The sequence below is a fragment of the Cohnella hashimotonis genome (assembly GCF_030014955.1).
In the GTDB taxonomy this organism is placed as follows: domain Bacteria; phylum Bacillota; class Bacilli; order Paenibacillales; family Paenibacillaceae; genus Cohnella; species Cohnella hashimotonis.
The window spans coordinates 8,559,075-8,585,993 of sequence record NZ_JAGRPV010000001.1 but is presented as its reverse complement, the minus strand read 5'-3'; the positions used below and the strand labels follow the sequence as shown (position 1 = coordinate 8,585,993).

Here is a 26,919-nt window from a genome sequence, read left to right as displayed (position 1 = left end):
CGCTCACCTTAACGAGTCCCGAGTGGAGGTCAACCGATGAAAAGACCGATCGGCAAAACCCATATGCTTCTGGCGCTGGTCGCCAGCCTGCTCCTATCCCTGCTGCCCGCAGGCATGCCGGCAGCCCGGGCCGACGCGTCGCCCGTGAATCTGGCGCTCGGCCGTACCGTCACCTCGTCGAGCAGCTACGAGAATGCGGCGGAAGGCTGGGCGCGCAGCAACCTCGTCGACGGGTACAAGACGGGCCCTCGCGAACCAGGCAAGACCGAAAACGGCTGGACGACGATGCCTTCCCCGTCGCAGCCGGCCACGGGCTCTCCCGCATGGCTGGCCGTCGATCTGGGCGCCGCTTACGATATCGACGAGGTGGTCTTGTGGCCGCGCAGCGACAACGGCACCGCGAATATCGGCTTGGGCTTCCCGATCGACTTCACGATCAAGGTATCGGCGGACGGCTCGGACTGGACGACCGTCGCGTCCAAGACGGACTATCCCAAGCCGACCGCGAGCGCAGCCCAGCGCTTCGCGTTCGACTCCGTCCGAGCGAGGCATGTCCGGATCGAGGCGACCAAGCTGTCCACGGACCCGAACAATACGAAGGTGTTCCAGCTCCGCGAGCTGGAGGTGTACCAGACGATCAGCGGACTGACAGATCAAGCGTCCGTCGATACCGCCGCCGCGGCCCTCAATCCCGGCGATCTGTCGGCCTTGTACCGCAATCTGTCGTTGCCGCGCGTCGGCCTGGAGGGCACTGCGATCGCCTGGACCAGCTCCGATTCGTCCTATGTGACCGATGCCGGCCGCATCGTGAAGCGGCCGGCGCCCGGAGAGCCTGCGGCGGCGCTGACGCTGACCGCAACCGTGAGCAAGGGGAGCGCCTCCAAGGAGCGAGTATTTCCCGCGTCGGTGAAGCCCCGGGTTCCCTCGAGCGCGGAGCAGGACCGCTTCCTGATCGGCGTGTTCTGGCCGCCGGTCTGGTCGTTCACCAACGACGAGCAGTACGCGGCGATGAAGGAAGCGAATATCGATTATGTGCAGAACGTGCTGGGCTCGGAGCTGGATTCGGAGCCGCAGAACTTGAAGATGCTCGATCTGGCGGCTGCTCACGGGCTTAAGGTGTACGTCGCGGATCCGCGCGTCAACGGCTCGGACCTGGATATCGAGACGATGGTGCAGACGTATATGGATCATCCCGCAACCGGCGGCTACTACATCAAGGACGAGCCGGGCATCGGCGGTCTGCCTGACGCGGCCGCGCGCTATGCCAAGATTTTGGCCGTCGATCCCGACAAGGTGCCGTACGTGAATCTGCTCCCCGAGCAGGCGGTTGCCAACTACGAACAGGATTACGTGCAGAGCTGGATCAAGCAAGCCGGCGCCGGCAAGCTCAAGTATCTCAGCTTCGATCACTATCCGCTGCTCGCGACCGGCGGCTTCAGCGCGGGATACTTCAACAATCTGAACATTATCCGCCGCGCGGGATTGGAGGCGGACGTGAAGACCTCCTCCTACCTCCAATCGGTCGGCATCCCCGGCGGGCTTCGGCGGCCTAACGAGGCGGAAATGGACTACGTTGCGTACGCGAATCTGGCATACGGCATCAAGAACGTCGTCTGGTTCACCTACTGGACGCCGACCAATCGCGGCGAGCCCTTCACGAATGCGGTCATCGACCCCCAAGGCAACAAGACGGACCTGTACGAACCGTTCAAGGCGATGAACGCCCGCATGGCGCAGCTGGGCAAGACGTTGATTCATCTGGATGCGACGATGGTGTATCATACCGGCGCCTCGCTTCCCGCCGGGACGGCGCCCGTGCCTTCCGACTTTATCGCGCAGCCCGCGAACGCAAGCGACGATGCGATCGTCACTTATTTCACGCATCGCGAGACGGGCAAGCACTATCTGATGATCGTCAACAAAGCGTATAAAGACGCGTCCGCCAAAACGCTGAGCTTCAAGCTGGACGGCATATCGGGCGTGTCCGAGGTGTCCGCGGAGACCGGCGAGCCCGTATCCGCCGACTACGACGCCGCAACCGGCCTGCTGAGCGGCGAGTTCGCGCCGGGCGAAGGCAAGCTGTACGCGCTCGAGGACGACGGCTACGAATATGTCGGCCCCCAGCAGCCCGTGACGACGCCCGCCGACTCGCCTCCGCTGAGCCCGATCGGCAATATCGCCTTCAAGAAATCCGTGCAGGCATCCTCGGACTATCTCGCCTACGGGTGGAATAAAAACCTGCTCGTGGACGGCATCAAGATCGGCATCAACTCCGACAACGGCGATAAGGGCTGGACCAGCGTTCCTGCTAATACGCCTCCTGCCGCGCCGGAATGGATCCGCATCGATCTGGCCGGAGAACACCAGGTCAATCGGGTGACGCTGTGGCCGCGCAACGATCAGAACACGCATGTCGGCGAAGCGTTCCCGCTCGACTTCCGCGTGCTCGTGTCGACGGACAACGCGAACTGGACGGAGGTAGCGGCTCGGACGGCGGCGCCGAAGCCGACGGACGGCGCCCCGCTCGACATCGATATCGACAGCGTCCCGGCGCGATACGTCAAGATTGAATTCACCCAGCTGCGAAAAGAAGGTGTTTACCTGGTCCAGCTGGCCGAGGTCGAGATCTTTGCCGATCCGCCCGCATCGCTGCTGGAGCTGTCGCTTACGCCGAAGGCGCTGTCCGTCGGGGGGAGCGGCCGCCTGTCGGTACGCGAGTGGCTAAGCGAATCGGAGCTGGCTCCCGTGGCATCGGCTGAATTCGCCAGCTCCGACGAGCGCGTCGCTACGGTCGACGAGACGGGCCTCGTCCACGGCGTCGGACCCGGCACCGCCGTCGTCACCGTCAAGGTTCGGCGCGAGTCCAGCATCGACGAGAAATCCGTCGAGGTCGTCGTGCGCGCGCTGCCCGAGCCCTGGCGCCTGAAGCTGAGCGGCTCAGGCACCGGCATCGCGAGGTTCGTGGAGGGAACGCTTCATCTGGAAGCGAAGGCCGCCGGCATCGAGGATGCCGTCCAGGTCGCCCGTGACGCCGGCAATACCGCGGATCAGACGCTGACGGCGACCGTAGGCTCGCATATCGTTCCCGATACGGCCGCCGGTCTGGACAGCCGGGTCGGCCTGTACCTGGCCGCGGCCGGCGAGGGACAAACCGGCTCGGTCGCGCTCACGCTCGATCCGACCGGACGCCTCACACTGTCGGCCGGACCGGATCAGATCGTCACGGGCAAGTACACGGTCAAGCCTGCCGCCATCCGGCTGGAGCGCGACAAGGATGTGTTCACGGCCTACGTCGAGCGCGGCGGCAAATGGCTGCCTATCGGCAACACGAAGGCCGCCTCGCAAGTGACGCTCTCCTGGTCCGGCGATACCGAGGCCGGCGCACTGCTGTACGCGGGCGACGGCGGACGCTATGCCATGGCCGATCTGGCGCTGCCGGAGCTGACGCATTCGAACGTGCCGAACCCGGCGGAGCAAGAGGTCGCTGCGGCAGCGGATGCTTTGAAGCTGGAAGGCCTTGACGCCGTCACGGCCAATCTGCAGCTGCCGCGGGAAGGCCTGCATGGGACTGCGATCGCTTGGTCGAGCTCCGACAAGCGCTATATCGACGATGAAGGCGTCCTGCTTCGCCGCCCCACCGCCTCGGAGGGGGATGCGAAGCTGACGCTGACGGCGACGCTTTCCAAGCAGGGCTTCACAAGGAGCCGCGAATTTGAAGTGATCGTCAAGGCGCTCCCGCCGGAGGGCAATCCGAATCCGGGCAACCCAGGCAATCCAGGCAATCCGGGAAATTCGGGAAATCAGGGAAATCCAAATAATCCTGCGAATCCAAGCAATCCAGGAAGTCCAGAAAGTCCGGGCGGCAACAACGGCGTGCCTCGCGCGCCGCTTAAGGATACGGCCGGCCACTGGGCGAGCGCTGCCATCGACAGCGCCTTGCAGCTCGGCTTCGTGAACGGCTATCAGGACGGCACGTTCCGGCCGAACGCTGCCGTCACCCGCGGCGAATTGGCGGCGATGCTGGCCCGCGCGCTCAAGCTGCCGGACGGCGCCGGCCTTACATTCGCCGATGCGAATGCCGTCCCCGGATGGGCGCAAGGTCCGATGGCCGCTGCGGTGAAGGCCGGCTTGTTCGGCGGGTTCGAAGACGGCACAATCAGGGCGCAAGGACGCATAACCCGCGCCCAGATTGCCGCCATCGTCGTTCGCTCCAAAGGGCTCGCCGCAGATCCGTCCGAGCCGCTCGCATTCGCGGATGCCGACGAGGCGCCGGCATGGGCGCGTCCGTATATCGCCGCCTGCGCGAAAGCCGGCCTCGTGGCCGGACGCGGCGGCAACCGGTTCGCGCCCAATGATGACGTGACGCGCGCGGAAGCGGTCGCGTTGATCTTGAAGCTTCTTGAATAATCGATTTTTTTCGCAGACCGGTCCTGCCCGCAGGACCGGTTTTTTTGCCGATATCGCGCTCCCGATCGCATATTCTCGCCAGGACATCGGGAAGCTATCCACGTCAGACACTCGGCGTCAAAGGAGGTGGACAGGATGACCGGACGCAACAACAAGCCCGACAACGATGGGCCTGCGGGGCATCCCGGCAGACTGGATCAATTCGGGGACAAGCTCGGCTCCCGCAACGACGAAGAATTTCGTCAGGCCGCCGATCAGAACTGCCTGACGAGCGACGAAGGCGACAGCCGCGATAACGACCACTGAAGTTTTGGAGCTGGAAGGCCGGCAGCTCGCGCGAGGAAGCGCAGATAACCAAAAAGAGAAAGGAGCCTTACATTGAGCGACACGCATGAATTCGTAGAGCAAGTCCAGGATCGCCAGCGCAAAGATAAGCGCAACAAGGCGCATCAAGGTCAAGGCACCCAGGGGCAGAAGGTGTCCTCGAGACAGCACAGCACGAATAAGTGAAATAAAGATGCGCCGCGAACGAATTCCGTTCGGCGGCGCCTTATGTTCGATCAGAACAGCAGCTTGGCCAATCTTAGCCCCGAGCGAAGCCGAGGCCGCCGCAGCTTTTCCCCCACATACCTGTAGTCCGTCAGCTGCACGCCGGCATCCTTCATCGCCGCCGTGAAGTCTGGATCCAGCATGAGCCTGTACTCCCACACCCTTTTCTCCCAATGGGGAATCCGCGCGCCAAGATCCGCATCCGGGACCGCGGGGTGGATAAACGTCTCGACGACACCTTCCGGCAGCGTAAACAGCTTGGCGATCAGCATCTCCTTAAACGCTTCGTACGTTTCCCCCGGCTCGATCTCGTAGGGATGACTCAGCAGGTAGTCCGGCACCGCCACGCCGAGCGTGTCGCACAATGCCACGGCTTTGGCCAGGGTCGCCTCTACGCCCGGCGCGTTCGCCGTTATCGCTTCGGCAGGGTCGATATGCCGAAACAGCCGAAATGGCATCCCCCTGCGCGAGCACTGCCAGAAGACTTGCGGCAGGTAGCTGCGACCGGTGGCGACGCCATACAAGCTGCCCATATGATTGTCGGCGTGCGTCACGGCGATGCCGGCCCGCGCGACAGCGTCGAACTGCGCCTTCATCTCGGCGATGACGTCGGCCTTGGCGGATCCCCGTTCAAACGCCTCGACGGTCTTATACATATAACCGTCGGCATCGTGCAGCGACGAACGGCCCGTTAGGCTCCCGAAGCGAACGGCGTCGTATTCGCTCGTAAAGGTCAGGTGCAGGCCGATGTGCGCTTCGGGGTGGCGCCTGCACCAGTCCGCGGCCTGGTCGAAGCCCTGAGCGGGCGCCATGATCGTGGCGGAGGAAACTCGGCGTTCCTCGAGCAAATGCATGATCGCTTCGTTGGCGGGCGCGCTCTGGCCAAAATCGTCGCAATTCAGAATAAGCAGTTTAGCCATCAGACGTCGATTCCTCCTTGCACATGCGGGGTCGAGCGAACGGGCTGCGGCTTCAGGAACAGGGAGATGACGAAAGAGACAACGAGCAGGGAGAGCGGTACGATACAGATCAAATAACGGAACGTCTGCGCCGGATGCGGTCCCGGCTCGTCGCCGCTCACGTAGCCGAATGCCTGTCCGACGACGAAAAAGGCGAGCGCCGAGATCAGGCCGCTGGAACGCGTGAGAAAGCCGCCGACCGCCGTGTACATCCCTTCCCTGCGGCGGCCGGTCCGCAAAGCGTCCCTGTCGATGATCTCGCTGCTTAGGAGCGCCGGGGAGACGAGAAATCCGGCCAGTCCGAAGCCGAAGCAGATGCCCGCCGCAATGCCGGTCCCGAGATTGTCGGCGAACCAGAGCGGGATAACGGACAACCCGTAGACGATAAAGGAAAAGCGCCAGCTGCGGTAGCCGCCGAGCTTTTTCACGATATAAAACCAAACCGCGACGAGCGGAATAACCGACACGAAGACGGATGCCATCAGCAGCGTGACATCGCCTTCCTCGACGCCGAGGGCGTACTTGGCGTAAAACGGAATCATCGAGCTGACGAGGCCGTTCACCGTCTGGGCGAAAGAGCAGGCCACGTAAAACAACCAGAGCTCCTTGTTCTTCAAGGTCTCGCGGAACGCCTGGACGAGCGGCAGCGGCTCTTCCTTGGCGAACGTCTCGTTCTCCCGGACATTCAGGACGAAGAGCGTCATGAAGATGCCGAATATGGCTGCGTATACGACGGACATCGTGCCGAAGCCGAGCGCCTTGTAGAGGACCGGCGTCAGCGCCGTGCCGATGAGAACGGCAATGATTTGATAAGCCTGCTGGACGGCAGAAGCCTTGGCCCGCAGGCTGTTGCCTGTGAAAAGTTCGGGGAACAGCGCGCCGTAGTTCACCCACAGGATCGTCGCTACCGCCTCAAAGAGGATGAGCGCGATTAAGAACCAGGTAAATAAAGCGCTATCATGAAGATGCGGCGGGACGGCGAACACCATGACGAAGGCCAGCATGAACAGCGGGATCGCTGCGAAAATCCACGGCCTGCGGCGACCGTGCCGCGAGCGCGTACGATCGGACAAATAGCCCGCCATCGGCTGGTTGACGGCGTCCCAGATGAGGTAGATCGTCCGCGCGAGCGTCGCGAGCCCGACGGCCAGCCCCAGCTTTTCGACGTAAAAATACGTGTAAAACGAACTGAAAGCCTGGCTGGGCACCATCATCGCGAACATCCCGAGCGCATAAGCCGTCGGAGAGTTCAGGAACTTCCTGCTCATGGGCATTCTCCCGTCGCATGTAGATTCGCGGCCTGCCCGCGGGAAGACGCCGGTCGGCGACTTCGGCGCGTCACGCCGTTCATCTACACCATTCTACAAACGGACGGTAATTTCCTCCAATCCTGCAAATGGCCGGAATGCGCGGAGACTTCATATGCGGACGGAGTTGCCCGAACGGCATTCGAGGCGGAATGATCAGAACGGATGCGGACAAAATCACCAGACCGGCCTGAGCTTGGCGGTCCCTTCTCCAAAGGATCCAACAATGTCGCGCATGCTCTTCGTCAACTGCTCGGCCTCTCGCTCCCCTAACCGCTCGCGCCATCGTTTCTCCATGGCGCCGAACTGCGCTTCGGTCGCCCGGATGCAGGCCCATCCTCGCTCGGCGAGCACGACAAGCTTGCCGCGGCCGTCGCTCGGATGCGGACGGCGCTCGACATAGCCGCGCCCTTCGAGGTAATCGATCATCTGCGTGGCGGCCTGCTTCGTAATGTCCAGGTGCTCGGCCAGCTCGATGCCCGTCGCTCCGCCGAACGAGAGCTTCTGAAACGCGTAGCCGTGCGACGGACGCACGTCGTCGAAGCCCTGCGCAGCGAGCTCGCGGTGAAGCTCGTCTACAGCCGCGCGGAAGGCGGTCGCAAACAAAAATGTCAATTCGTAACCCCAGGCGCCCGCTTCGGCCATGGCGTTTCCCTCCCCGTCTCTTGTCCTGCTTGTCGCTGTTCATTGTATCACAAGTGGCGGCAAGCGGCGGGCGCGTTCGATACGCGGAGGGGTTGAAGTCATAGCGCATGGCATGGATGTAAAAGGCAGAGTTGCGTCGCGAGTTGTACGGCGTAGTGCGTGCAGTTGAGCGGTGCGGCGTAATTTGGCGTAGTGCGGCGCAGAACGGCGTGACATGGCGCGTTCATGGCGGTATTGCGGACACTCGATTTGTTATTCGGCGAGAATGTGCGATTTTGGGGGCTCTTTCGGACCACAGATCCGTTATGACCGCGTTTGGACGGTCTATCGCCCTATTCGTCAACCGATAACGAATCTCCTGTCCGCCAACAGTGGCTCGCCCGGCGCTGCAGAGCAAATAACGGACGCTGTGTCCGGAAGCCGGCCCCCTCCATCCTCCAACCTCCATCCTCCGTCCTCCGTCCTCCCCTCTGCACGATCGGCGCTCCTTTTACCAAGTAACCAGCTTCCCGCTCTTTGCGCTACCCTTGCTATTCGAGTTCACGCGCTCCATTCACGCGGCAGGCAGGCTGCTCGTTAAGCTCCGCGCCGATCTGGCGCAGCAGCGAGGCGGTGTCGAACAGCGCCCAATGCTCGGCGATCCGGCCGTTTGCGACGCGGTATTCCCGATACAGCCGGGCGTCGATGGGCAATCCTGTGGCCACTTTTCCTCTAAACGTGCCCAGATGGGTCCCTCTCATCCGAAGGCGGACGACCACGCGATCCCCCTCCGTCGTTGCGCACTCCACCGTCGACCGCTGATCGGGAAACGCCGTTCGCAGCCTTTCCGCCATCGCGAGCAGCCCGTCCGCATTACCCGGCTCGTAGGCGTGATCGACGTAATCATCCGCAAGAAGCAGTGCGACGCAGTCTGAATCTCCGCCGTTCCAGAATCGCTCGATGAAGTCTAGCGCCACCTCCGCGGTTGTCGGGACTTTTTGGGGGACTGCACCTTCGCCTGAAAAATTTGAAGATTGAGGTTGATGCTTCATAATATTGCTCTCCCTTCACATTTAGTCAATTTAATTGACTAATTCAGAATAGCACACGAAGGGTGTATTAGTAAAGTAAATTGACTAGTTAATTATGGTCAGGGGCTGTTGACTTACTGTCGAGGGAAAGCACCTGGCGGACAGCAGACCTTCGGCGGCTCAATCTACTGTCGAGGGAAAGCACTTGGCGGACAGCAGGCCTTCAGCGGCTCAATCTACTGTCGAGGGAAAGCACCTGGCGGACAGCAGACCATCAGCGGCTCAATCTACTGTCGAGGGAAAGCACTGGGCGGACTGCGGACCTTCGGCGGCTCAATCTACTGTCGAGGGAAAGCACCTGGCGGACAGCAGACCTTCGGCGGCTCAATCTACTGTCGAGGGAAAGCACTGGGCGGACTGCGGATCTTCGGCGGCTCAATCTACTGTCGAGGAAAAGCACATGGCGAACCCCCGACCTGTTGCGGCTCAATCTACTGTCGAGGGAAAGCACTTGGCGGACTGCGGACCTTCGGCGGCTCAATCTACTGTCGAGGGAAAGCACTTGGCGGACTGCGGACCTTCGGCGGCTCAATCTACTGTCGAGGGAAAGCGCTCGGCCGTCTCCCTCTCGGCTTAAATGCACAATTGTTAACCACATGATATAATTTAGGTTAACAAATAAACCGTAAGGAATGGTGACGGATGACGATCAAGCTGCGCGGGCATCATCTGCTCTGCCTGCTGGGTTACCGGGGAAAAGGGTACTCGGAGGGGTTCTGCACGAATATGACGCGCGTATACGAACGGCTCCGGACGGAGCCCGGAACGGAAATCGAGCTGATCCTCGGGCCCGACGACATCTGCGCCGCGTTTCCCGAGGACCAGGAGCCGCATTGCGAGAATGCGAGCGTGTACCGCAAGGACGAGGAGATCGCGCGGCAGCTCGGTATATCCGTAGGGGAGCGGCGCGCATGGGCGGATGTCGTGGCTGCCGTCGCCGAACGGGTGCGGCCGAACGACATCGGCTCCCTCTGCAGCGATTGCAGATGGGAGCCGTATGGGCTGTGCCGGGAAGGTGTGACGCATATTCATTTGTCGCCCAGTCTGCGGGAGCTGCCTCCCGCCTGACAGCCTCAGACGGATGTGCGGCGCAGCAGAGCGTAGGAGATCGCCATGAACAGAAGCGTCAGCGGCGCGGTGCCGCCGGCGAGCTCGAGCATCGTGCGGCCCGCCAGCCAATGGCCGAAGTCGATCCACCACCCGCGTTCGGTCATGACGTAGCTCAAGACGGTGCCGACCGCGAGCACGGCGATGGAGAAGAGGAACATGCCGTTCTTGCCGAAGCGCTTCGCGAGACAGGCGATCGCGAAGCCGAGATAGAACAGGAACACGATGACCAGGAAGTAGTTCAGGAACTGAACAGGCGCGGCGCCTTCGCTATAATAGGGCAGATGGAAGAAGTAGAGTCCGACTCCCCACCCGTCGATCCACTCGCTCTCGACGTACGACAGGAAGGTCAGGCCGGCCGCGCAGATCGCGCCCACCAAGCCGATCGCGCCTCCCGTGCCCCAGAAGTAGTCTGACCTGCGGACACTGAAGCCGATCATGAAGGGCAGCGTGTTAGATACCGACATGATGCCGGCCGTGAGTATATAGATGTATAGCGACGCTACGCCGCCTGTCGTAATGACATCCTTGGCAAAGATGCTTACGATCAGGTTGACGGCGAAGCTTGAGCCTGCGATGATCCAGGGCAGCAGGTACCAGCTGAATTTATCCTTCAGAATTGTAGACGTGACCGCTTTCGTTCTACCGCGTTGGGCGACATTCATGACGAGACCGCCTCCCTCTCCTCTTTTTGCCTGCCGGTCAGATGCACAATCAGCTGCTGCAGCGATACCGGAGAGAACTCCAAGCCGCGTTCTGCGGCCTCTCTGCGCTCCTGCGGACTCGCCTCGCCCATGACCGTCGCCGAAGCGATCGCCCCCATGGCGTCCCGCGACAGCACTTTTTTCCCAGACACGAACGAATCGATCCTGGCGGCCGAACCCACGACGGTATAGGCCATCCCGGACAGACGCTCCACGTCCTGATCGAGCAGCAGCCTGCCTTGATCGATCAGCAGCACGTGCTCCAGCAAACGGCTCACTTCATCGATCAGGTGCGTCGACAGGATGACGGTGCGCGGATGTTCGGCATAGTCCTCCAGCAGCCGGTCGTAGAACAAGGCACGCGCGACCGCATCCAGCCCGAGATACGGCTCATCGAAGATCGTGAGCGGCGCCCGGCTCGCCAGCCCGACGACGACGCCGACGGCGGACAGCATGCCGCGCGACAGCTTATGCACCTTGCGCTTCGTCGGCAGCCCGAACGCCTCGGCCAGCCCCGCAGCATACGCCGCGTCCCAGTTCGGATGCAGCAAGGCGGATACGTCCAGCACGTCCTTCACGGTGAACATCTGCGGGTACTTCTGGCTCTCCTTGATGAAGCAGACCCGGCGGAGGACGGACTCATTCTCGTACGGCTCTTCGCCGAACACCTCGATATTCCCGCCCGACGCGAACTGCTGCGCCGTCAGCATGTGCATGATCGTCGTCTTGCCGGCGCCGTTGCGGCCGAGCAGACCGTAGATTTTGTTCTCCTCCAGCTCGAAGCTTACGCCGCTCACCGCCGCCGTATCCCCGTAGGATTTGGTCAGGTTCGTTACCTTTACGACCGCGTTCATGACTTGTTCCCTCCCTTGCGGACCATGTCCGCGAGCTGATCCTGCGTAATGCCGAGCTTCTCCGCTTCCCGCATCATGGCCACGACATATTGCTCGTAGAACTGCTCCCTGCGTTTCTCGACCAGGCTCGCCTTCGCCCCTGCCGCCACGAACATGCCGATCCCTCTCTTCTTGTAAAGGATGCCTTGATCCGTCAACAGGTTGACGCCTTTGGCCGCCGTGGCCGGATTGATCTGGTAAAACGCCGCGAACTGATTGGTCGACGGCACCTGGGATTCCTCGGGCAGCGCGCCCTCGATAATGTCGTTCTCGATGCGTTCGGCGATTTGCACGAATATCGGACGGCTGTCGTCGATCAGGAAGCTCATCGTTAACCCCACCACCACATTTGTTAATTACTTATGTAACTAACCATATAACATCCTGGCAACAGCGTCAAGCGGGCGAGTGTGTATTTGTGGAAAAAAACGTTGGGATTTGAGCAATCGACGAGAAATCCCGGCGGCGGGAGCATGTTACAATGAGGATCGACGAGAGGCTTGGGGGGAAGCGGACAAGCTTCGAGCGAATCGGCCGCGAGCCATGGAGGAGACCGCTATGACCAAGGAATTGTGGATCAACCTGCCCAGCAAGGATCTGGAACGCACCAAGCAGTTCTATCGCGATATCGGCTTCACGTTTAACCCTAATTTCCCGGGTGGCGATTCTGCCGTCAGCCTGCTGGTCGGCAACCCTGCGGTCGTCGTCATGCTGTTCCCCGAGGAAGTGTTCGCGGGCTTTGCCGCAAGCGGCGCCTCGGATGGTCGCGCGGCGGCGGAGGTGCTGCTTTCGATCGGTGCGGACAGCCGCGAGGAAGTGGACGAGCTGGCCGCAAAGGCATCTGCAGCCGGCGGCCAGCTGTACAGCAAGCCCGGGGAAAGCCAGGGCTGGATGTACGGCTGCGGCTTCGCCGATCCGGACGGGCACCGGTGGAACGCACTTTATATGGATACGGAGAAAATGCCGGGGAGATAACCGGCAGCGTACCTCCTCCAAGCAGGATACGACAAAGAACGCCCGTGGCAAGCGCCCGGGCGTTCTTTGTCGCGTTTACGGCAGTCCCGCTCAGCTCCCCCGCATCCGGGAGACGAAAAGCTCGACGTACTTAGGATCCCACTGCTCGCCTCCGCCCTCTTCCAAGATGGCGAAGGCTTTTCCGAACGGCATCCCCTTGCGATAAGGCCTGTCCGACGTCATGGCGTCGAATGCGTCCGCCACCGCGATGATGCGGCCGGCCGCCGGAATCCCTTCGCCGCTCAGACCGTCCGGATAGCCGCGGCCGTCGTAGCGCTCGTGATGCGAGCGCACGCCGGGCAGCAGCGGCGCCATCGCTTCGCGGGGCTCGACCTGCAGCAGAATGTTTTCTCCCAGCACGGGGTGCTGCTTGATCTGCTCGAACTCCTCGTCCGTCAGCTTGCCCTCCTTGAGCAGCACGCTGTCGCGAACGCCGATCTTGCCGATGTCGTGGAGCAGCGCCGACTTGCGAAGCACGTCGAGCTCGTCGGCGGAGAGGCCCGCCGCCCGTCCGATGACCGAGCTGTACTCGGCTACGCGCTGCGAATGGCCAGCCGTATACGCATCGCGGGCATCCAGCGCCGCAGCCAGCGTGGCGTAATAGCTCTGCAGCAGCTGCGCGTTCATCCGCTCCCGCGACCGCAGTCCTTCGACCATGCCGTTGAAGCCTGCCGTCAACCTGGCGAACTCGTCCGAGTACAGGTCGGACGCGGAAGTCTGCAGCCTGCCGGCCTGCACCTCGGACATCGCCTCGTACAGCTCCCGGATCGGCTGCTGGACGTCCCTCCCGAGCAGCCAGGCGCCCAGCGAGGAAAAACCGACGCCCGTCACGAGGATAAGGCCCGCCCACCGCCAATAGTCGTAACCGAGATCTTGCGACCAGCCGTTCAAACGAATCTGCGTCGCCAGGCTGAACAGGATCACCGGGAACGTCCCGATCAAAAAAGCGCTCAGCTGAAACTTGCGCTGGATCGAGACGAGAACGCGCCCGTTCAGGGAGATGTCGGCGCCGTACATGCGACGCCCGGCCGCTCTCAAGTGCGCGAGCAGCGGACGGATGGATTGGGCCGTGAGGAAAAACTCGATTAAGGCATGCATGCAAGCGACGAGCACCGCGCCGGCTGCCGCCAATCCGATGTAGTAGTAGGGCAGATTCGCCCATCCGAGCCGGATGGCCAGCACCGCCAGCGCGCTCGCGGGCAGCGACAAGCCCAGCAGATGCGGACCGAGCGTGCGTGCGACGGCGAGCGAGGGCAGCCGATGCGCCCTCAGGTACGCCGCTTCGATCTGTGCCAACGCCGGCCGTTCCGACCGGAAAAGCTCGCGGATCGGCGCGATATGCCTGCGAAAGGCGAAGTATTCGGCGATGAACATCGTCAGGAGGGAAACGAGCAGGATCGCCTGCAAGTGCAACAGCTCGCTCCGCGGCAGGCTCAAGCTGCCCGATAGAATGGCACCGCCCACTCCGAGCACGGCGACGACCGAGCCGATGATATAGTTTCGGACGAGACGGATCACTAAAGCGCTGTACGGCGACTGCTCCATGCCCGGGATGCCTCCTCTATCTGTCTCTCTCACTATGAGGGAGGCCCGTGCATGCGTAAAGGCCTAACTTGCGCCTCTTCGCGGCGTGCGGCGAGACCGGCCGCTTCTTCCGCGCCGGGTACCCGCTTTGTTTTCCCATGCCCGCTATTTGGGTTATGATGTGATCATACGCAGCATACGCAGCTTAACGCCAGAACGAGCTCCAACTTGAGGAGGTGCCTGCCATGAAGCAGGAATTAATCGATCGGTTCGTCAAATACGTGCAAGTGGATACCCAGTCGAACGACAACAGCCCGTCGTACCCGTCGACGCCGGGTCAATGGACCTTGCTCCGCATGCTGGAGGAGGAATTGAAGAGCATCGGCATGCAGGAGGTGTCGGTCGACGACAATGGCTACCTGATGGCGACGCTCCCCTCTAATACGGATGCTGACGTCCCGACGATCGGGTTTTTAGCGCATGTCGATACCGCCACCGACTTCACGGGTGCGAACGTCAAGCCTCAGCTTGTCTACAACTATGCCGGCGGAGACATCGTGCTGAACTCCGCGCTTAAGATCGCATTGTCTCCCGAGATGTTCCCCGATCTCGCCAGGTATGTCGGCCATACGCTCGTCACGACCGACGGCACGACGCTGCTCGGCGCGGACGACAAGGCGGGCATCGCCGAGATTATGACCGCCATGGCTTACCTGATCCGCCATCCGGAGATCAAGCATGGCCGCATTCGCATCGCGTTTACCCCTGACGAGGAGATCGGCCGGGGCCCGCACAAGTTCGACGTCGCCGCATTCGGCGCGAAGTATGCCTACACGATGGACGGCGGGCCGCTGGGCGAGCTGGAATACGAGAGCTTTAACGCCGCTGGTGCGGTCGTAACCGTTAAGGGTATCAACGTGCATCCGGGCACCGCTAAGGGCAAGATGGTGAATTCCGCCAAGATCGCAATGGCTTTCCATGCCAGGCTGCCGGAAGCGGAGGCGCCCGAGTTCACGGAAGGCTACGAAGGATTCTACCACCTGCAGTCGATCGAAGGCGACGTGGAGCGGACGACGCTGCGCTATCTGGTGCGCGACCATGACCGGAACCTGTTCGAGCGGCGCAAGCACGTGCTCGAGAACATCGCGGAAGAGTTCCGCCAGACTTACGGCGAGCACAGCATCGAGCTCGCGATGAAGGATTCGTACTACAACATGCGGGAGAAAATCGAGCCCGTCATCCATATCGTCGACATCGCCCGCGAAGCGATGGAGAGCCTCGGCATCGAGCCGATCATCAAGCCGATCCGCGGCGGTACGGACGGCTCGCAGCTGTCCTACATGGGGCTGCCGACGCCGAACATCTTCACCGGCGGGGAGAATTACCACGGGAAATACGAGTTTGCCTCCGTCGACAACATGGTGCAGGCCGTCAAGGTGATCGTCGACATCGTCCAGCGCTATGAGCAGCGAGCGCGTGAATAACGGGATCGGCGGGCAAAAGGAGCGTGCGGATTCCGGGTTCGGCGGGCGCGGGGCGCGGGCGGATGGCGAGTCCGGCAGGCGCGGGGCACGAGCAGCTACTGAGTCCGGCGAGCGCATAGAGCGCGCGGATACCTCGGATTCGACAGTTGGCGGCTCGTCTTACGATCGCGCATGGATGGCAGGGCTGTTGATTCTCGACCGGACCGACCAGTTGGAGGCGACAGACCCGCTGTACGCGTTCGCGCTGGACGAGCTGCTTTGCCGTGCGGCCGGCGCCGGCGGACCCGCGGTCTGCCATCTGTGGCGGCATCCGCGGGCCTTCGTCATGGGCTTGCGGGACAGCCGCCTCCCGCGCGCGCGGGAAGCGGCCGACCGGCTGGCCGATCAGGGCTACGGCGTCGCCGTCCGCAACTCGGGCGGCGCGGCCGTACCGCTCGATCCGGGCGTCGTCAACCTGTCGCTGATCCTGCCGAAGGATCGGGCCGAGGACATGGCGTTCCATGGCGATTTCGAGCGGATGTACGATCTGATCCGGCTGGCCGTCCGTCAGCTCGGCGGCGAAGCTGCCAAGGGCGAGGTCGTTGGCTCCTACTGCCCCGGCGACTTCGACCTGTCGATCGCAGGCCGCAAGTTCTGCGGCATCGCCCAGCGCAGGCAGGTGAAGTCCTACAGCGTGCAGGCCTTTGTTATCGCCGAAGGCGAAGGCGACGAGCGCGCGAGGGTCGTGCGCGAGTTTTACGGGCTGGCGGCCGACGGCGCCGATCCGTCCGCGTACCCGGACGTCGGCACGGACCGGATGGCAAGCCTCGCCGAGCTGACGGGGGCGGGGGCCGCGGGCCTTGCACGTATTCGGGGCGGTGCGGATGGCGAGAACGGTGCGCGTGGGGGAGATGATGCGGGCGGCGTTGCAGATGGCGGTATGGGCGGCGGGATATCCCTTCGGTTCGCCGCCGCGGTGAAAGACGTCATCCGCGCGTATCAGACGCCGTCCGGTCTCGCCGGCGCCGAGGCTGCGCTACGCCTGCCGACGCCGGAAGAGGTCGAGGCGATGGCGGCTTCGCTCCGGACGCGTTATGGAATTTAGAACGAGCATCGCGAACCGAGTGAGACGCTCTAAACGCAAAAATGGCGGTTACAGTCCGCCTATCAAGCGAGGTGGATCTTCCAACCGCAATTTTTGCGCTTGCACAAGCAATATTTAGTGAGGGGCGTGCCGCAGGCGCAAATTGTGCGCTTACAGCACGCCTTTGCTTTCAGTTCGTTCTCTAACAGCAATAATTGCGCTTACGACGCCGCCATCGCAACCGGCATCGGCATTTCATTCTCGCATAACGCGCCCGCCGCTCCACACAGCGCGCTTTCCTCGCTTCCAGCCCCAACCGGCTTCGCCATAAGCTCGCTAAGGACCGCCCCTCACTTCAAGCGAACGCCTCGTCCGTCATATCCTCGTTGATGCCGATTGCGGCGCGAGTGCCGTCGGCCGCAGCTACGATAAGCTGGGCCGGCATGATGCACGTCGCGTCGCCCGCCGCGTAGACGCCGGGAACGCTTGTCCGTCCCGCGCCGTCCGTCTCGATGCCGCCGTAAGGCGTCATCGCGCAGCCGAGCCGCTCCGCGAAGGGAGCCGCCTGCCGCAGCCGCTCGGCGACGAAGCCCCCGGCGCACGCGGCCTCCCCGCCGTCCGCAAACCGCACGGCCGACAACTGCCCGTCCTCGCCGACGAAGCCCCCGATCTCGCGACGGTCGACCCGGATGCCGCGCTCCCGCAGCGCACGTTCCTCTTCCGGCTCGAGCGAATCGTAGCCGTTGGTGCAGACGAGCAGATCCTTGCTCCAATTATAGACCGTCTTGGCCAGGTGGAAGGTATGGTCATTGCCAGCAATAAGCACGAGCGGCCGATCGCGCAGCTCCCAGCCGTCGCAGTAGGCGCAGCAGAACAGGCTCCTCCCATAAAAATCGTACAGCCCCGGAATTTCCGGCAGCAGCTCCTTCAGACCTGCGGCCAGCAGCAGCCTCGCAGCGCGCCAGCTTTCTCCCGCCGCGTCCGTCAACCGGAAGCCGCCGTCCGGCTCGCGCGCCACTTCCTCCACCCGGCTCCCGCGAATACGCACGCTCGGATAAGCGGCCAGCTCGTCATGCGCCATTTTCCGCATGGCCGCCGGCGGCGTGCCGTCCCGCGTCAAAAAGCCGTGCGAGGCCAACGACACCCGGTTGCGCGGTTTAGCTTCGTCGAACAGCGCGACAAATCGTCTCGCCCTGCCCAGCACGAGCGCGGCGCTAAGACCCGCCGGACCGCCACCTATGATTGCGATATCGAACAAGTTCCACATCCTCCCCCGTCCTCCGAATTCTCTAAGACTCAAACGATAGGGCCGCTATGCCTATGCCCGATTCGCCGCCGCAACCTAATCAAGGTAATATACCCAAAATGCCAAAAAAGCCCCGCCGCATCGGCAGAGCTTGGCTATATTTATCGTCTCTCCCGCTCTCAACAGGAGACAGGCACATGCAAAACGTCGAGAAATGCGTCCACGACCACGGGGTCGAAATGTACGCCGCGCTGCGCTCGAATCTCGGCGATCGCCTCCTCGTGGGACCAGGCCTTCTTATAAGGCCGCTCATGCGTGAGCGCATCGTAGAAGTCGGCGATCGACACAATACGTCCCGACAACGGAATGTCCGTTCCGCTGAGACCCCGAGGATAACCGGCGCCGTTCCACTTTTCGTGATGCGTGAGCGCGATCTCGCCCGCTACCTGCAGCACCGGGAACAAGCTCGTCTCCAAAATCCATGCGCCGATGAGCGTATGCCGCTTCATCTGCTCGAATTCCTCCGCCGTAAAGCGGCCAGGCTTCAGCAGAATCTCGTCCGAAATGCCGATCTTGCCGATATCGTGCAGCGGCGTCGCCTGCTCGATCAGCTCGACCTCCTGCTGCGGCAATCCGAGCGCGACGGCGACATCGCGCGCCATCCGCCCCACGCGTTGCGTATGCTGGCCCGTCTCGTCGTCGCGATACTCCGCCGTGCGCGCGAGCAGATGCAGAATCTCGAGCTTGGCCTGCTCCAGCTCCGACGTACGCTCCTGGACCCGCCGTTCGAGCGTATGATTCTGCTCCTGCAGCTGCAGGTAAAAATAACGCGATTTCAGCAAATTGCCGATGCGCAGCACTACCTCGGAAGCGTCGAGCGGCTTGGTGATAAAGTCGCTGGCACCCAGATGAAGCGCCTCTTTGCGCGCGCTCGGAGAGTCGTCGGCCGTGAGCACCACGACAGGCAGGAAGCTGCTCTCTCCGATCAGCGGACACAGCTGCCGGAGCACTTCGAACCCGTCGACGACCGGCATATGAAGATCGAGCAGCACAATATCCGGCGCGAGCTCGCAAAAGAGCCGCATCGCCGAGGCCGGATCCGTCGTACTGTGCAGGTTAGTGAAGCCCGCCCTTCTCAGCACGTGCTCCAGCAGCATGATGTTTGTAGGTTGGTCGTCAACGATGAGGATTTTGGCATTTTGCGTCCATGCGCGATCCATTGGCGATCACTCCTCGAACGGGTGTACCGTAATAACCGATTTCGTTCTTTTCCGATTATAGGCGATCCTCGTCCCGATTGGCAGTCAGGATTCGCCAAATTTTGCAGTGTCGACAAAACTGAGCGTTTATATATACCCGATAGCTGCGAACTATAAACAGTATATATTTTATATATTTCCTAACGAGAAGCGGCGACACTATGATTAAGACATCCAATATTCGAGGAGGCCATACGATGAACCCGAACGTGAAAAAGCAATTCGACGCCGTCGCGACGCAGTACGAGGAACAGCGGAGAGGCTTGATTCCGTGCTTTGACGACTTTTACGGCATGGCTTTGTCGTTGGCCGAGAGCGGGGAGCGTTCGCCTCGCGTGCTGGACTTGGGCGCAGGCACCGGCCTGATGGCCGCGATGGTGCGAAGCAAGCTGCCCGCAGCGCGGATGACCTTGATCGATATGAGCGAAAGTATGCTGGACGTCGCCCGAGAGCGATTTTCCGGGGACCCGCATGTTGAAATTATCGTAGCCGACTACTCGGACTACGCGTTCGCGCCCGAAAGCTTCGATATCATCGTTTCGTCTCTCTCGATCCACCATTTGACCCATGCGTCCAAACAAGAATTGTTCAAAAAGCTTTATCGCGCCCTCTCACCGGGCGGCGTGTTCGTCAACGCGGACCAGGTCGCGGGCCATACGCCGGCCTCGGATGCGTACTATCGCCGAAGATGGCTCGCCGAGATCGCCGCCAGCGGCCTGTCCCAATCCGCCATCGATGCCTCCGTGGAGCGGCGAAGCGTGGATATCAACGCCAAGCTGGACGACCAGCTCGCCTGGATGACGGAGGCGGGATTCCAGGACGCGGATTGCATGTACAAATATCTCGACTTCGCCGTCTTCTTCGGCGCCAAGCCTGCGGCGTCCTGATCTTCTCCGGGATTACACATCACGGGAATAGACGTAAAATCCGCTTCGGCGCTGCCACCCGGTCGCTGCCCAAAAACCGGCGCCCGCGTCATTGTCCTCGAGCACGAAAAGGTGGCACTTCCCGATGCCGGCCTCCCGCAGCTTGTCCAGACTCAGGGAGGCCAGCTGACGGGCGATCCCCCGGCCCCGATAAGCAGGATCTACTGCGGCATGGTACACGTAGCCGCGCCGTCCGTCATGGCCGCACAGAATCGTGCCGGCCAGCTCTCCCTCCGCTTCGCACACGAAACTCATGCCTTCGTTGCGGCGTAAGTAGGCCGCGATCTCTTCCCTCTCGTCCGCCTCGCTCAGCGCCAGACCTTCGATTCGCCGCCATAGCGCAATCAGCCGGTCGTAATCGGCGATTTCCATCTTCCTGTATTCGATCCTCATCGTCCCGGCTCCGTCCTCTCCCGCTCCAGGCGCGCCAGCTCGCGCTCCGCCTCCTCCAGCTGATCCTCTCCGAAAACCTTGAAGCCGTGCTTGCGCAGCAGCGCCGCCGTCCTGCCTTCTCCGGGACGCTTTACGCCGCTGAAGGTGCCGTCATAGACGAACAGACTGCCGCAGGAGGGGCTGCTCTGCTTGAGAATGGCCAGCGCCACGCCATGCGCCAGCGCAGCCTGCAGCGCAAGCTCCGCGCCGCGGTCGAACGCCTCCGTCAGGTCATCCCCCTGCTCCGTTACGACCCTGTCGCCCCGGATCTGCGCCGGCGGCCGCGGCGTCGGCAGCCCGCCCGCGACTTCGGGACACACCGGCACGAATCGGCCTTCCGCCTGCCACCGCAAGAATCGGGCCTCATCGCATAGCTTGCCGCCGCCGTCGTAACGCACCTGCTGACCAAGCAAGCAGGCACTGACCAGTATTTTCGCCGGCATCCGTTTAACCATCCTTCTCCCGGTCCCCCCCGTCCCACCTGCACTGTACGAGGTCCACCCGATAATCTCCATCGAAAAGCACGCCCTCTTCCTCCAGCAGCGCGCGCTGCGTAAACCGGGCCTCGTCGCCCGGCAGCGCGATCTCGCCTTTGGCGTTCACGACTCTATGCCATGGAAGACCGTGCGCTTCGCTCAGCGAATGCAGCACCCAGACAACGCGCCGCGCGGCCCGCGAGCTGCCTGCCGCTGCCGCCACTTGCCCGTACGTCATTACCTTGCCGGCAGGTATCGCCTTTATGACTTCGACCACTTGGGCCGTAAATGGCTGCATATCGTTCACCTCTACGTTACAGCTTATAATAGTTCCCGCAAAGACGCCAAGCCCCCGGGGCCGAAGCGCCCGGGAGCTTGATGACTCATCCGTATTCAGTTCGGCTTGAGCGCGGCGTTAGCGATCGGCGTTAGAAACCGCCGCCCGTTTCCGCCGTTGCCAGCAGGCCATGAACGACCTTCGCCGCTTCCGCGCGCGTCGTGGAGCCCTTCGGCGCGAAGACGCCGTTGCCGCGGCCCTGCATCAGACCTTCGTCCAGCATCCGGCCGACCGCTTGCTGCGCCCAGCCGCTGATGTTGCCGCCGTCCTTGAAGCCGGCGGTGCCTGCCGTGCCGCCCGACTTCAGCGCCGGAATGCGCGCGAGCATGACCGCCATCTCCTCGCGGGTGATCGGCGCATTCGGCACGAAGCTGCCGTCGCCTTTGCCCGTGATCAAGCCGTTGGAGGACGCGATGTTCACTAATTCAGCATACCAGCTGCCGCTCTGCACGTCGGAGAAAGAAGCGCCTCCGCCCTTGGCGCCCAGCCCGAACTCCTGCACCAGCAGCTTGGCGAATTCGGCGCGCGTGATTGGTCTTTGCGGCGCGAAGTTCGCCGTATCCGTACCGTCGATCAGTTGCTTGGCCGCCAGTTCCGCGATGACGTCCTTGGCCCAATAGGATGCGGGTACGTCTGCAAAGTTACGGTTGTATTCCAGCGCCGCGTACGTGCCCGGCTGCGTCACCTCAGCCGTCAGCGCGCCGCCTTGCAGCTTGGCTTTTACATAAACCGGCTTGCCGCCGTCGATGCGGTACAGGTTCGTCAGATTGGCGTTCGAGCTGCCGTCAACTTTGATCGCGATCGAGATCGGCTGCGCGAAGCCGCTCAGCGTACCGGCCGTCGTCCCGTCCTTCGCTACGGCCGAGAGGCCGAGCTTGGTAACGGCGCCCGCCGCCTTGACGCTCAGGTTGGCATTCTGCACGCCGGCCAGCAGCGAGGTCGAAGCTTCGGACGTCAAACGGCTGTAATTCAGCGACAAGGTCGCATCCTTCGCCGCATCGCCCGTGACAAGCTTCGACGCGTCCTCCAGCACCTTGGCCGGAAGCGACAGCGTCACGCCGTCCAGCTCAAGCTTCACCTGCGTGCCGGAACCGGCCAGCTCCGCGATATTCAGCGGGAGCGAGATGCTGACGTCGGTCGCGCCGGCCGGGATCGTCACCGGCAAGCTCACGACGCCATTGTCCGCCTTCGGCACGTCCTTGGCCTCGACGCTCACTTTCACCGGCGCTCCAGGCGTAGGCGTCGGGGTTGGCGTAGGTGTGGGATTGCCCGGATTGACCGGAGGCGTCACGGGGACATTGGAATTGTTGATGCGCCCTTCGATCTTGGCCGTGATCTGCCCGCCCTTGAACGTATCTACGATATACTTGTAGAAAATATCCAGGTCCGTCGGTCCCACCACGGATTCCTTCGCTTGGGTGAGCACTTTGTAGTTGTCTCCGCCCGCAGCCATGAAGTTATTGACGACTGCCGTGTACTCCTTGTTGTCCTCGATCGGCGTGCCGTCCGTCTTGGTTAGGCTCGTGACGCGCTGCGCGACGGGGAGCGCCAGATTGGCCGAATACTTCAGACCCGAGATCTGCAGCGTCTTCGTGTCCGCGCTGCCGTCCGTCTTGACGCCCCATTGCTGCTGGAGCAGCGTGCGGATCTGGGCTCCCGTCAGCGTCAGCTTCACGAGGGTGTTGCCGAACGGCTGCACCTTGGCCAGATCGCCGAACTTCACCTCGCCGTTCGGCAGGTCCGCGCGGATGCCGCCCGGATTCATGAACGCGAAGTCCGAACCCGGAAAGGCGCTGCGCATCGCGTCCGCGATCAGGTTGCCCAGCGGCGCTTCATTGTTGTAAGCGTCGGTCCGTACGACAGAGCCGTCCGTCGTGCCGACCGGATTTTTAAGCTCAGGGTGCATGTCGAGATATTTGTTCACCAGTTCTTCGGTGTCAGCGTCCGGCGTCACGCCGTCCTGGAAGGTCGTCGTGACCGTCGCCGACTTGCTCGTGACGTCGCCCGTCACCGGATCGATCGTCAACTTGACGTCCTCGAACGCCGTACCGTAGGAGTAAGCTTGCACAACCAGCTTGCCGTCTACGAGGCCGTTGGCCAAAGCGTGGTTGTCGCCGGCCATGATGACGTCGACTTCGTCGTCGACGCTGTTCGCCAGGTCCGCGGCTTCGCCCGTCGTCAGCCCGGTCGTCGCATTGGTGGTCGCAGGGTCATGCGCGAGGACGATGATGGTTTTGACGCCTTGCTGCTTCAGCTCTTCAACCGCCTTGTTCACGACCGGCGCCTGGTCGACGAGCTTGACGCCCTTCAGGCCTTCCGGGGACACCTTGGTCACCGTCGCCATCGTGACGACGCCGATAAAGCCGATTTTCACGCCGTCGACTTCCTTCACGACATAAGGAGCGATGATCGGCTCGCCCGTCTTCTCGTCCACGACGTTGGCGTTCACATAGTCGAAGTTCACGCCCTTGTGCACGATTTCGCCGCCGACAGGGTCGACGCCGCCTTCGAGCTGCGCCTTCAGCGCCGCTACGCCTTGGTCGAACTCGTGGTTGCCCAGCGTGCCGACATCGAAGCCCATCATGTTCATCCATTCCAGCGTAGGCTCGTCCCGCTCCAGCGAAGAGACCGGGGCGGTAGCGCCGACGGAATCCCCGTTGTGAACGAGGAAACTGTTCGTATACTTAGCGCGCGCCGTCTTGAGGTAAGCCGCCAGCGTCGCGGCCGTACCCGCCGCCTTGCCGTTTACGATCGAAGTCGTATCGAGCTGGCCGTGCAGGTCGTTGATGCCAAGCAGATGCACTTCGACGGGAATTTTCAGCTTGTAGATTTCGAACTGGCTGTCGTTCCGCTTACCTGTATCCGCGATAATGCCGTTCGTCGCTTCTGCGTACTTAGCGGCCGAAGGAGAACTTGTAAAGGTAAGGTCGACGTTGCTCTTGATGGGAGCGAACGACCAGTTGCCGTCTGCGCTCGGGCTAACCGTTTTCTTTTCCGAAATGTAGTCCATCAGCACCTGACGGTTCTCGTCCTGGGAATCGACGGCCAGCGGCGAACCCTTGAGACCCGGGAAGTTGCCGCCGCCGCTCGCGCGGTAATTGTTCGTAACCACGATGAATTTCTGGTTCGGATCGATCGGCTTGCCCGCGTACTTCAGGTTCACGATCCGGCTCGAAGCAGCGTCGTTGACGGTACCGTCCGGCTTGTATTTGGCCGGCTTGGTGACGTCGATCTGATAGGTGACGCCGTCGATGACATCATAGTTGTAAACCGCGAAGGACGAATTCAGCAGCTGCTGTTCCGCCGTGCTCGCCGGATCGATCCGGTTGAAGGCGCCGGCGGACATCTCCAGCCATTCCTTAACCGTCGAACCCTTGATGACAACCGCCTTCAGCGTATTGTCGTACAAATACAGATCGCTGGCGCTGCGGATCGTGAGCGGACCCTTGTCGATGTCCGTGTACTCGGACGGCCCGTTGCGTCCCGCCTTGAACGGCGCGCCGGCGCTCAAGATAGGCAGGTTTTCATAAACCGTACCCGCGACCGACTTCTTTACGTACCACTTCTGCGCGTCCGTCACGATCTGGATCGACGGATCGTCCTGCACCATGGCGAAGTAGCTGTTGATCGGCGCATCCGTCTGCCCCAGCTCCTGCCCGGTATAGGCGATCGTCGCTTCGTGCGCTTTCTTGACCGCGGCGACAACGCCCGCGTCAGGCTCCACGTTCGCGATGTTGACCTTGTTCTCCGTCCGGAAGATCGAACGCGTGGACGACTGCGAATTCGCTTTGTCGACCGTCCACTTGCCGTCGCCGTCCTTGACGAGCTTCAGGTCGATCAGGCCGAGGCTGGCGCCGCCGAACCCCGATTGAACCGCGAACACGCCGTTGATCGTGCCGCCGCCGAGTCCGTAGACATTGTTAACGACGCTGGCGGACGAGTTGTACGGCAGATTGGTCGCCGGGTCCTTGAACAGAGCGTCGAGCGAGGCGTCGCTCGCCGTCGGGAAGATCTTGTGCGTGTGGGAAAACGTAATCGCGTCGATGCCCGGCACCTTGCTCAGCGCATTGACGTCGTTTTCAGAGAGGTCGCCCTCCACCGCGTTCGCGTCGAAGCCCGTGTGCGCGAGCGCCACGATAATATCCGCGCCGTCCGCCTTCATCAACGGCACGAAATGACGGGCGGTCTCCGCGATATCGCGCGTCACGACCTTGCCGGACAAGTTCGCCTTGTCCCATTCCATAATTTGCGGCGTGACGAGACCGATGACGCCGATCTTGACGGTCTGATCTACGCCGTTTTCGTCCTTGAACGTACGGGTAAGAATTTCGTAAGGCTCGTACTTATTGGTCGTCTCCGTATCTTGGGCAATGCCGTCGTGATTATCGTCCACATAGATGTTGGCATTGACGTAAGGAAGCTTCTCGCCTGAACCGTCCTTGCCGCCCGCAATCGCTTTGTCCAGATAATCGAGACCGTAATTGAATTCATGATTGCCGAAAGTCGCTGCGTCGTAACCGAGCAGATTCATCGCTTGATACATCGGATGGACGCTGCCTGCTTCGGACAGCTTGTCCACTTTGGCCATATAGGTGCCGAGCGGCGTACCCTGGATCAAGTCGCCGTTGTCGAACAACAGCGCGTTAGGCTGCTCCGTGCGTGCCTGCTTGATCAGCGTTGCGGTGCGGTCCAGACCGACCGCCACCGTCTCGGCGTTTTTAAAATAATCGTAGCCTCGTACGTTGGTATGCAAATCCGTCGTCTCCATGATCCGCACATGCAGCGGCGCAACGGATGGCTCTGCCGCAGCCGCCTTGCCGGCTTCCAACAGACCGAATCCCCCGAACACCTGAGAGACCAATACCGCCGCGGCCGTCACGGTCGACGATCTCTTGCTCCAACCAGTCTTCCTTTTCAACATGCTCGCTCTCCCTTCGGTTCGCATTCTTTCTAAGTATAATAAAAGATATCACTAGATTGTCACTTAATTTGTAAAAGATATGTAAAGGATCAATAACAAGGATTTTACATTTATGCGCTGAAACGTCGCTTTTTATCGCTTGCGGCACCCATTCGCGCTCCGTTTGACACTGTAACCGCGTTTTTTATCGCTTGCAGCACGAATTCGTGCCATTCTCCTCCGAGGCAGCTTCGCTAGCGCTCATCGGACAGCCGTTCCGATTGGTTGGCCGTTTCGATTGGATGGCGTTTCGATTGGATGTTCGTTTCCATTGGATGTCCGTTTCGATTGGTTGGCTCGTTTCGATTGGTTGGCTCGTTTCGATTGGTTGGCTCGTTTCGATTGGATGTCCTATCGCCGCACGCGTCGATCCTTCTCCCCAATGCCTGCAAATATACATTTAATTACCCCGCTCTCGCCCCTTTTGGACAAGATACCTGCAAATGTGCATCTATTTCACTCTATGAGCCGGATTTTCGGCTTGAGCTCGGCATTTAACTGCATATTTGCAGGTATTTCATTAACTATCGTTGGTCGGCAGAAAATACATGCAGAAA

At 61.6% G+C, this 26,919-nt stretch carries 22 protein-coding genes; 8 read left to right on the top strand and 14 right to left on the bottom strand.

Going from position 1 to position 26,919, the window contains the following annotated elements; genetic code table 11:
- Positions 1–36: 36 nt before the first annotated feature.
- From KB449_RS34275 to KB449_RS34265, 3 genes are all read left to right on the top strand, one after another.
- A complete protein-coding gene (locus KB449_RS34275; protein WP_282912645.1) occupies positions 37–4,407 on the top strand; it encodes an immunoglobulin-like domain-containing protein in 4,371 nt (1,456 codons plus the stop codon).
- Between the two features lie 135 nt (positions 4,408–4,542).
- A complete protein-coding gene (locus tag KB449_RS34270) occupies positions 4,543–4,713 on the top strand; it encodes a hypothetical protein (RefSeq protein ID WP_282912644.1) in 171 nt (56 codons plus the stop codon).
- Positions 4,714–4,785: 72 nt separating this feature from the next.
- A complete protein-coding gene (locus KB449_RS34265; protein ID WP_277534284.1) occupies positions 4,786–4,917 on the top strand; it encodes a DUF4023 family protein in 132 nt (43 codons plus the stop codon).
- 50 nt (positions 4,918–4,967) lie between these two features.
- On the opposite strand, the gene KB449_RS34260 is transcribed toward KB449_RS34265, so the two are convergent.
- From KB449_RS34260 to KB449_RS34245, 4 genes are all read right to left on the bottom strand, one after another.
- Positions 4,968–5,876 (bottom strand): polysaccharide deacetylase family protein, encoded by a 909-nt coding sequence (locus KB449_RS34260; protein ID WP_282912643.1) that lies wholly within the window; start codon positions 5,874–5,876, stop codon positions 4,968–4,970.
- Positions 5,876–7,183 (bottom strand): MFS transporter, encoded by a 1,308-nt coding sequence (locus KB449_RS34255; protein ID WP_282912642.1) that lies wholly within the window; start codon positions 7,181–7,183, stop codon positions 5,876–5,878. The genes KB449_RS34260 and KB449_RS34255 overlap by 1 nt, the downstream gene beginning before the upstream one ends.
- Before the next feature lie 216 nt (positions 7,184–7,399).
- On the bottom strand, positions 7,400–7,867 hold the full coding sequence (locus KB449_RS34250; protein ID WP_282912641.1) for a MarR family winged helix-turn-helix transcriptional regulator: 468 nt from the start codon (positions 7,865–7,867) through the stop codon (positions 7,400–7,402).
- A 530-nt stretch (positions 7,868–8,397) separates the two neighbouring features.
- Complete coding sequence (locus KB449_RS34245) at positions 8,398–8,898, bottom strand: ester cyclase (protein WP_282912640.1); 501 nt, start codon at positions 8,896–8,898, stop codon at positions 8,398–8,400.
- 681 nt (positions 8,899–9,579) lie between these two features.
- Between KB449_RS34245 and KB449_RS34240 the strand changes: the two genes are divergently transcribed.
- Positions 9,580–10,005, top strand: coding sequence for a DUF1284 domain-containing protein (locus KB449_RS34240; protein WP_282912639.1), 426 nt, complete (start codon positions 9,580–9,582; stop codon positions 10,003–10,005).
- A 5-nt stretch (positions 10,006–10,010) separates the two neighbouring features.
- Here KB449_RS34240 and KB449_RS34235 read toward each other — a convergent pair whose 3' ends face one another.
- From KB449_RS34235 to KB449_RS34225, 3 genes are read right to left on the bottom strand one after another with little or no spacing between them, the layout of a single operon-like run.
- Positions 10,011–10,709 (bottom strand): hypothetical protein, encoded by a 699-nt coding sequence (locus KB449_RS34235; RefSeq protein WP_282912638.1) that lies wholly within the window; start codon positions 10,707–10,709, stop codon positions 10,011–10,013.
- On the bottom strand, positions 10,706–11,602 hold the full coding sequence (locus KB449_RS34230; protein ID WP_282912637.1) for an ABC transporter ATP-binding protein: 897 nt from the start codon (positions 11,600–11,602) through the stop codon (positions 10,706–10,708). Before KB449_RS34230 ends, KB449_RS34235 begins: the two co-directional genes overlap by 4 nt.
- Entirely contained in the window at positions 11,599–11,970 is a 372-nt protein-coding gene (locus tag KB449_RS34225; protein WP_282912636.1) for a GntR family transcriptional regulator, read from the bottom strand. Before KB449_RS34225 ends, KB449_RS34230 begins: the two co-directional genes overlap by 4 nt.
- Positions 11,971–12,199: 229 nt before the next feature.
- Between KB449_RS34225 and KB449_RS34220 the strand changes: the two genes are divergently transcribed.
- Positions 12,200–12,616 carry a VOC family protein gene (locus KB449_RS34220; RefSeq protein WP_282912635.1) on the top strand — a complete coding sequence of 139 codons (417 nt, stop codon included), beginning with the start codon at positions 12,200–12,202 and terminating at the stop codon, positions 12,614–12,616.
- Between the two features lie 90 nt (positions 12,617–12,706).
- Here KB449_RS34220 and KB449_RS34215 read toward each other — a convergent pair whose 3' ends face one another.
- Positions 12,707–14,200, bottom strand: coding sequence for an HD domain-containing phosphohydrolase (locus tag KB449_RS34215; protein WP_282912634.1), 1,494 nt, complete (start codon positions 14,198–14,200; stop codon positions 12,707–12,709).
- A gap of 224 nt (positions 14,201–14,424) precedes the next feature.
- Between KB449_RS34215 and pepT the strand changes: the two genes are divergently transcribed.
- Together pepT and KB449_RS34205 are read left to right on the top strand one after the other, a co-directional pair.
- Entirely contained in the window at positions 14,425–15,663 is a 1,239-nt protein-coding gene (pepT, locus tag KB449_RS34210; RefSeq protein ID WP_282912633.1) for a peptidase T, read from the top strand.
- A 175-nt stretch (positions 15,664–15,838) separates the two neighbouring features.
- Positions 15,839–16,747 (top strand): lipoate--protein ligase family protein, encoded by a 909-nt coding sequence (locus KB449_RS34205; RefSeq protein ID WP_282912973.1) that lies wholly within the window; start codon positions 15,839–15,841, stop codon positions 16,745–16,747.
- Between the two features lie 334 nt (positions 16,748–17,081).
- On the opposite strand, the gene KB449_RS34200 is transcribed toward KB449_RS34205, so the two are convergent.
- The gene (locus KB449_RS34200; RefSeq protein ID WP_282912632.1) at positions 17,082–17,993 is read right to left on the bottom strand and encodes an NAD(P)/FAD-dependent oxidoreductase; all 912 of its coding nucleotides are present in this window, start codon (positions 17,991–17,993) and stop codon (positions 17,082–17,084) included.
- Between the two features lie 158 nt (positions 17,994–18,151).
- Complete coding sequence (locus KB449_RS34195; protein ID WP_282912631.1) at positions 18,152–19,192, bottom strand: HD domain-containing phosphohydrolase; 1,041 nt, start codon at positions 19,190–19,192, stop codon at positions 18,152–18,154.
- Positions 19,193–19,428: 236 nt separating this feature from the next.
- Between KB449_RS34195 and KB449_RS34190 the strand changes: the two genes are divergently transcribed.
- A complete protein-coding gene (locus tag KB449_RS34190) occupies positions 19,429–20,118 on the top strand; it encodes a class I SAM-dependent methyltransferase (RefSeq protein WP_282912630.1) in 690 nt (229 codons plus the stop codon).
- 12 nt (positions 20,119–20,130) lie between these two features.
- Here KB449_RS34190 and KB449_RS34185 read toward each other — a convergent pair whose 3' ends face one another.
- From KB449_RS34185 to KB449_RS34170, 4 genes are all read right to left on the bottom strand, one after another.
- Entirely contained in the window at positions 20,131–20,550 is a 420-nt protein-coding gene (locus KB449_RS34185) for a GNAT family N-acetyltransferase (protein ID WP_282912629.1), read from the bottom strand.
- Entirely contained in the window at positions 20,547–21,044 is a 498-nt protein-coding gene (locus tag KB449_RS34180) for a 2-thiouracil desulfurase family protein (RefSeq protein WP_282912628.1), read from the bottom strand. Before KB449_RS34180 ends, KB449_RS34185 begins: the two co-directional genes overlap by 4 nt.
- On the bottom strand, positions 21,037–21,363 hold the full coding sequence (locus KB449_RS34175) for an MGMT family protein (protein WP_282912627.1): 327 nt from the start codon (positions 21,361–21,363) through the stop codon (positions 21,037–21,039). The genes KB449_RS34180 and KB449_RS34175 overlap by 8 nt, the downstream gene beginning before the upstream one ends.
- Positions 21,364–21,493: 130 nt before the next feature.
- On the bottom strand, positions 21,494–26,323 hold the full coding sequence (locus KB449_RS34170) for a bifunctional 2',3'-cyclic-nucleotide 2'-phosphodiesterase/3'-nucleotidase (RefSeq protein WP_282912626.1): 4,830 nt from the start codon (positions 26,321–26,323) through the stop codon (positions 21,494–21,496).
- Between the last annotated feature and the right edge of the window lie 596 nt (positions 26,324–26,919).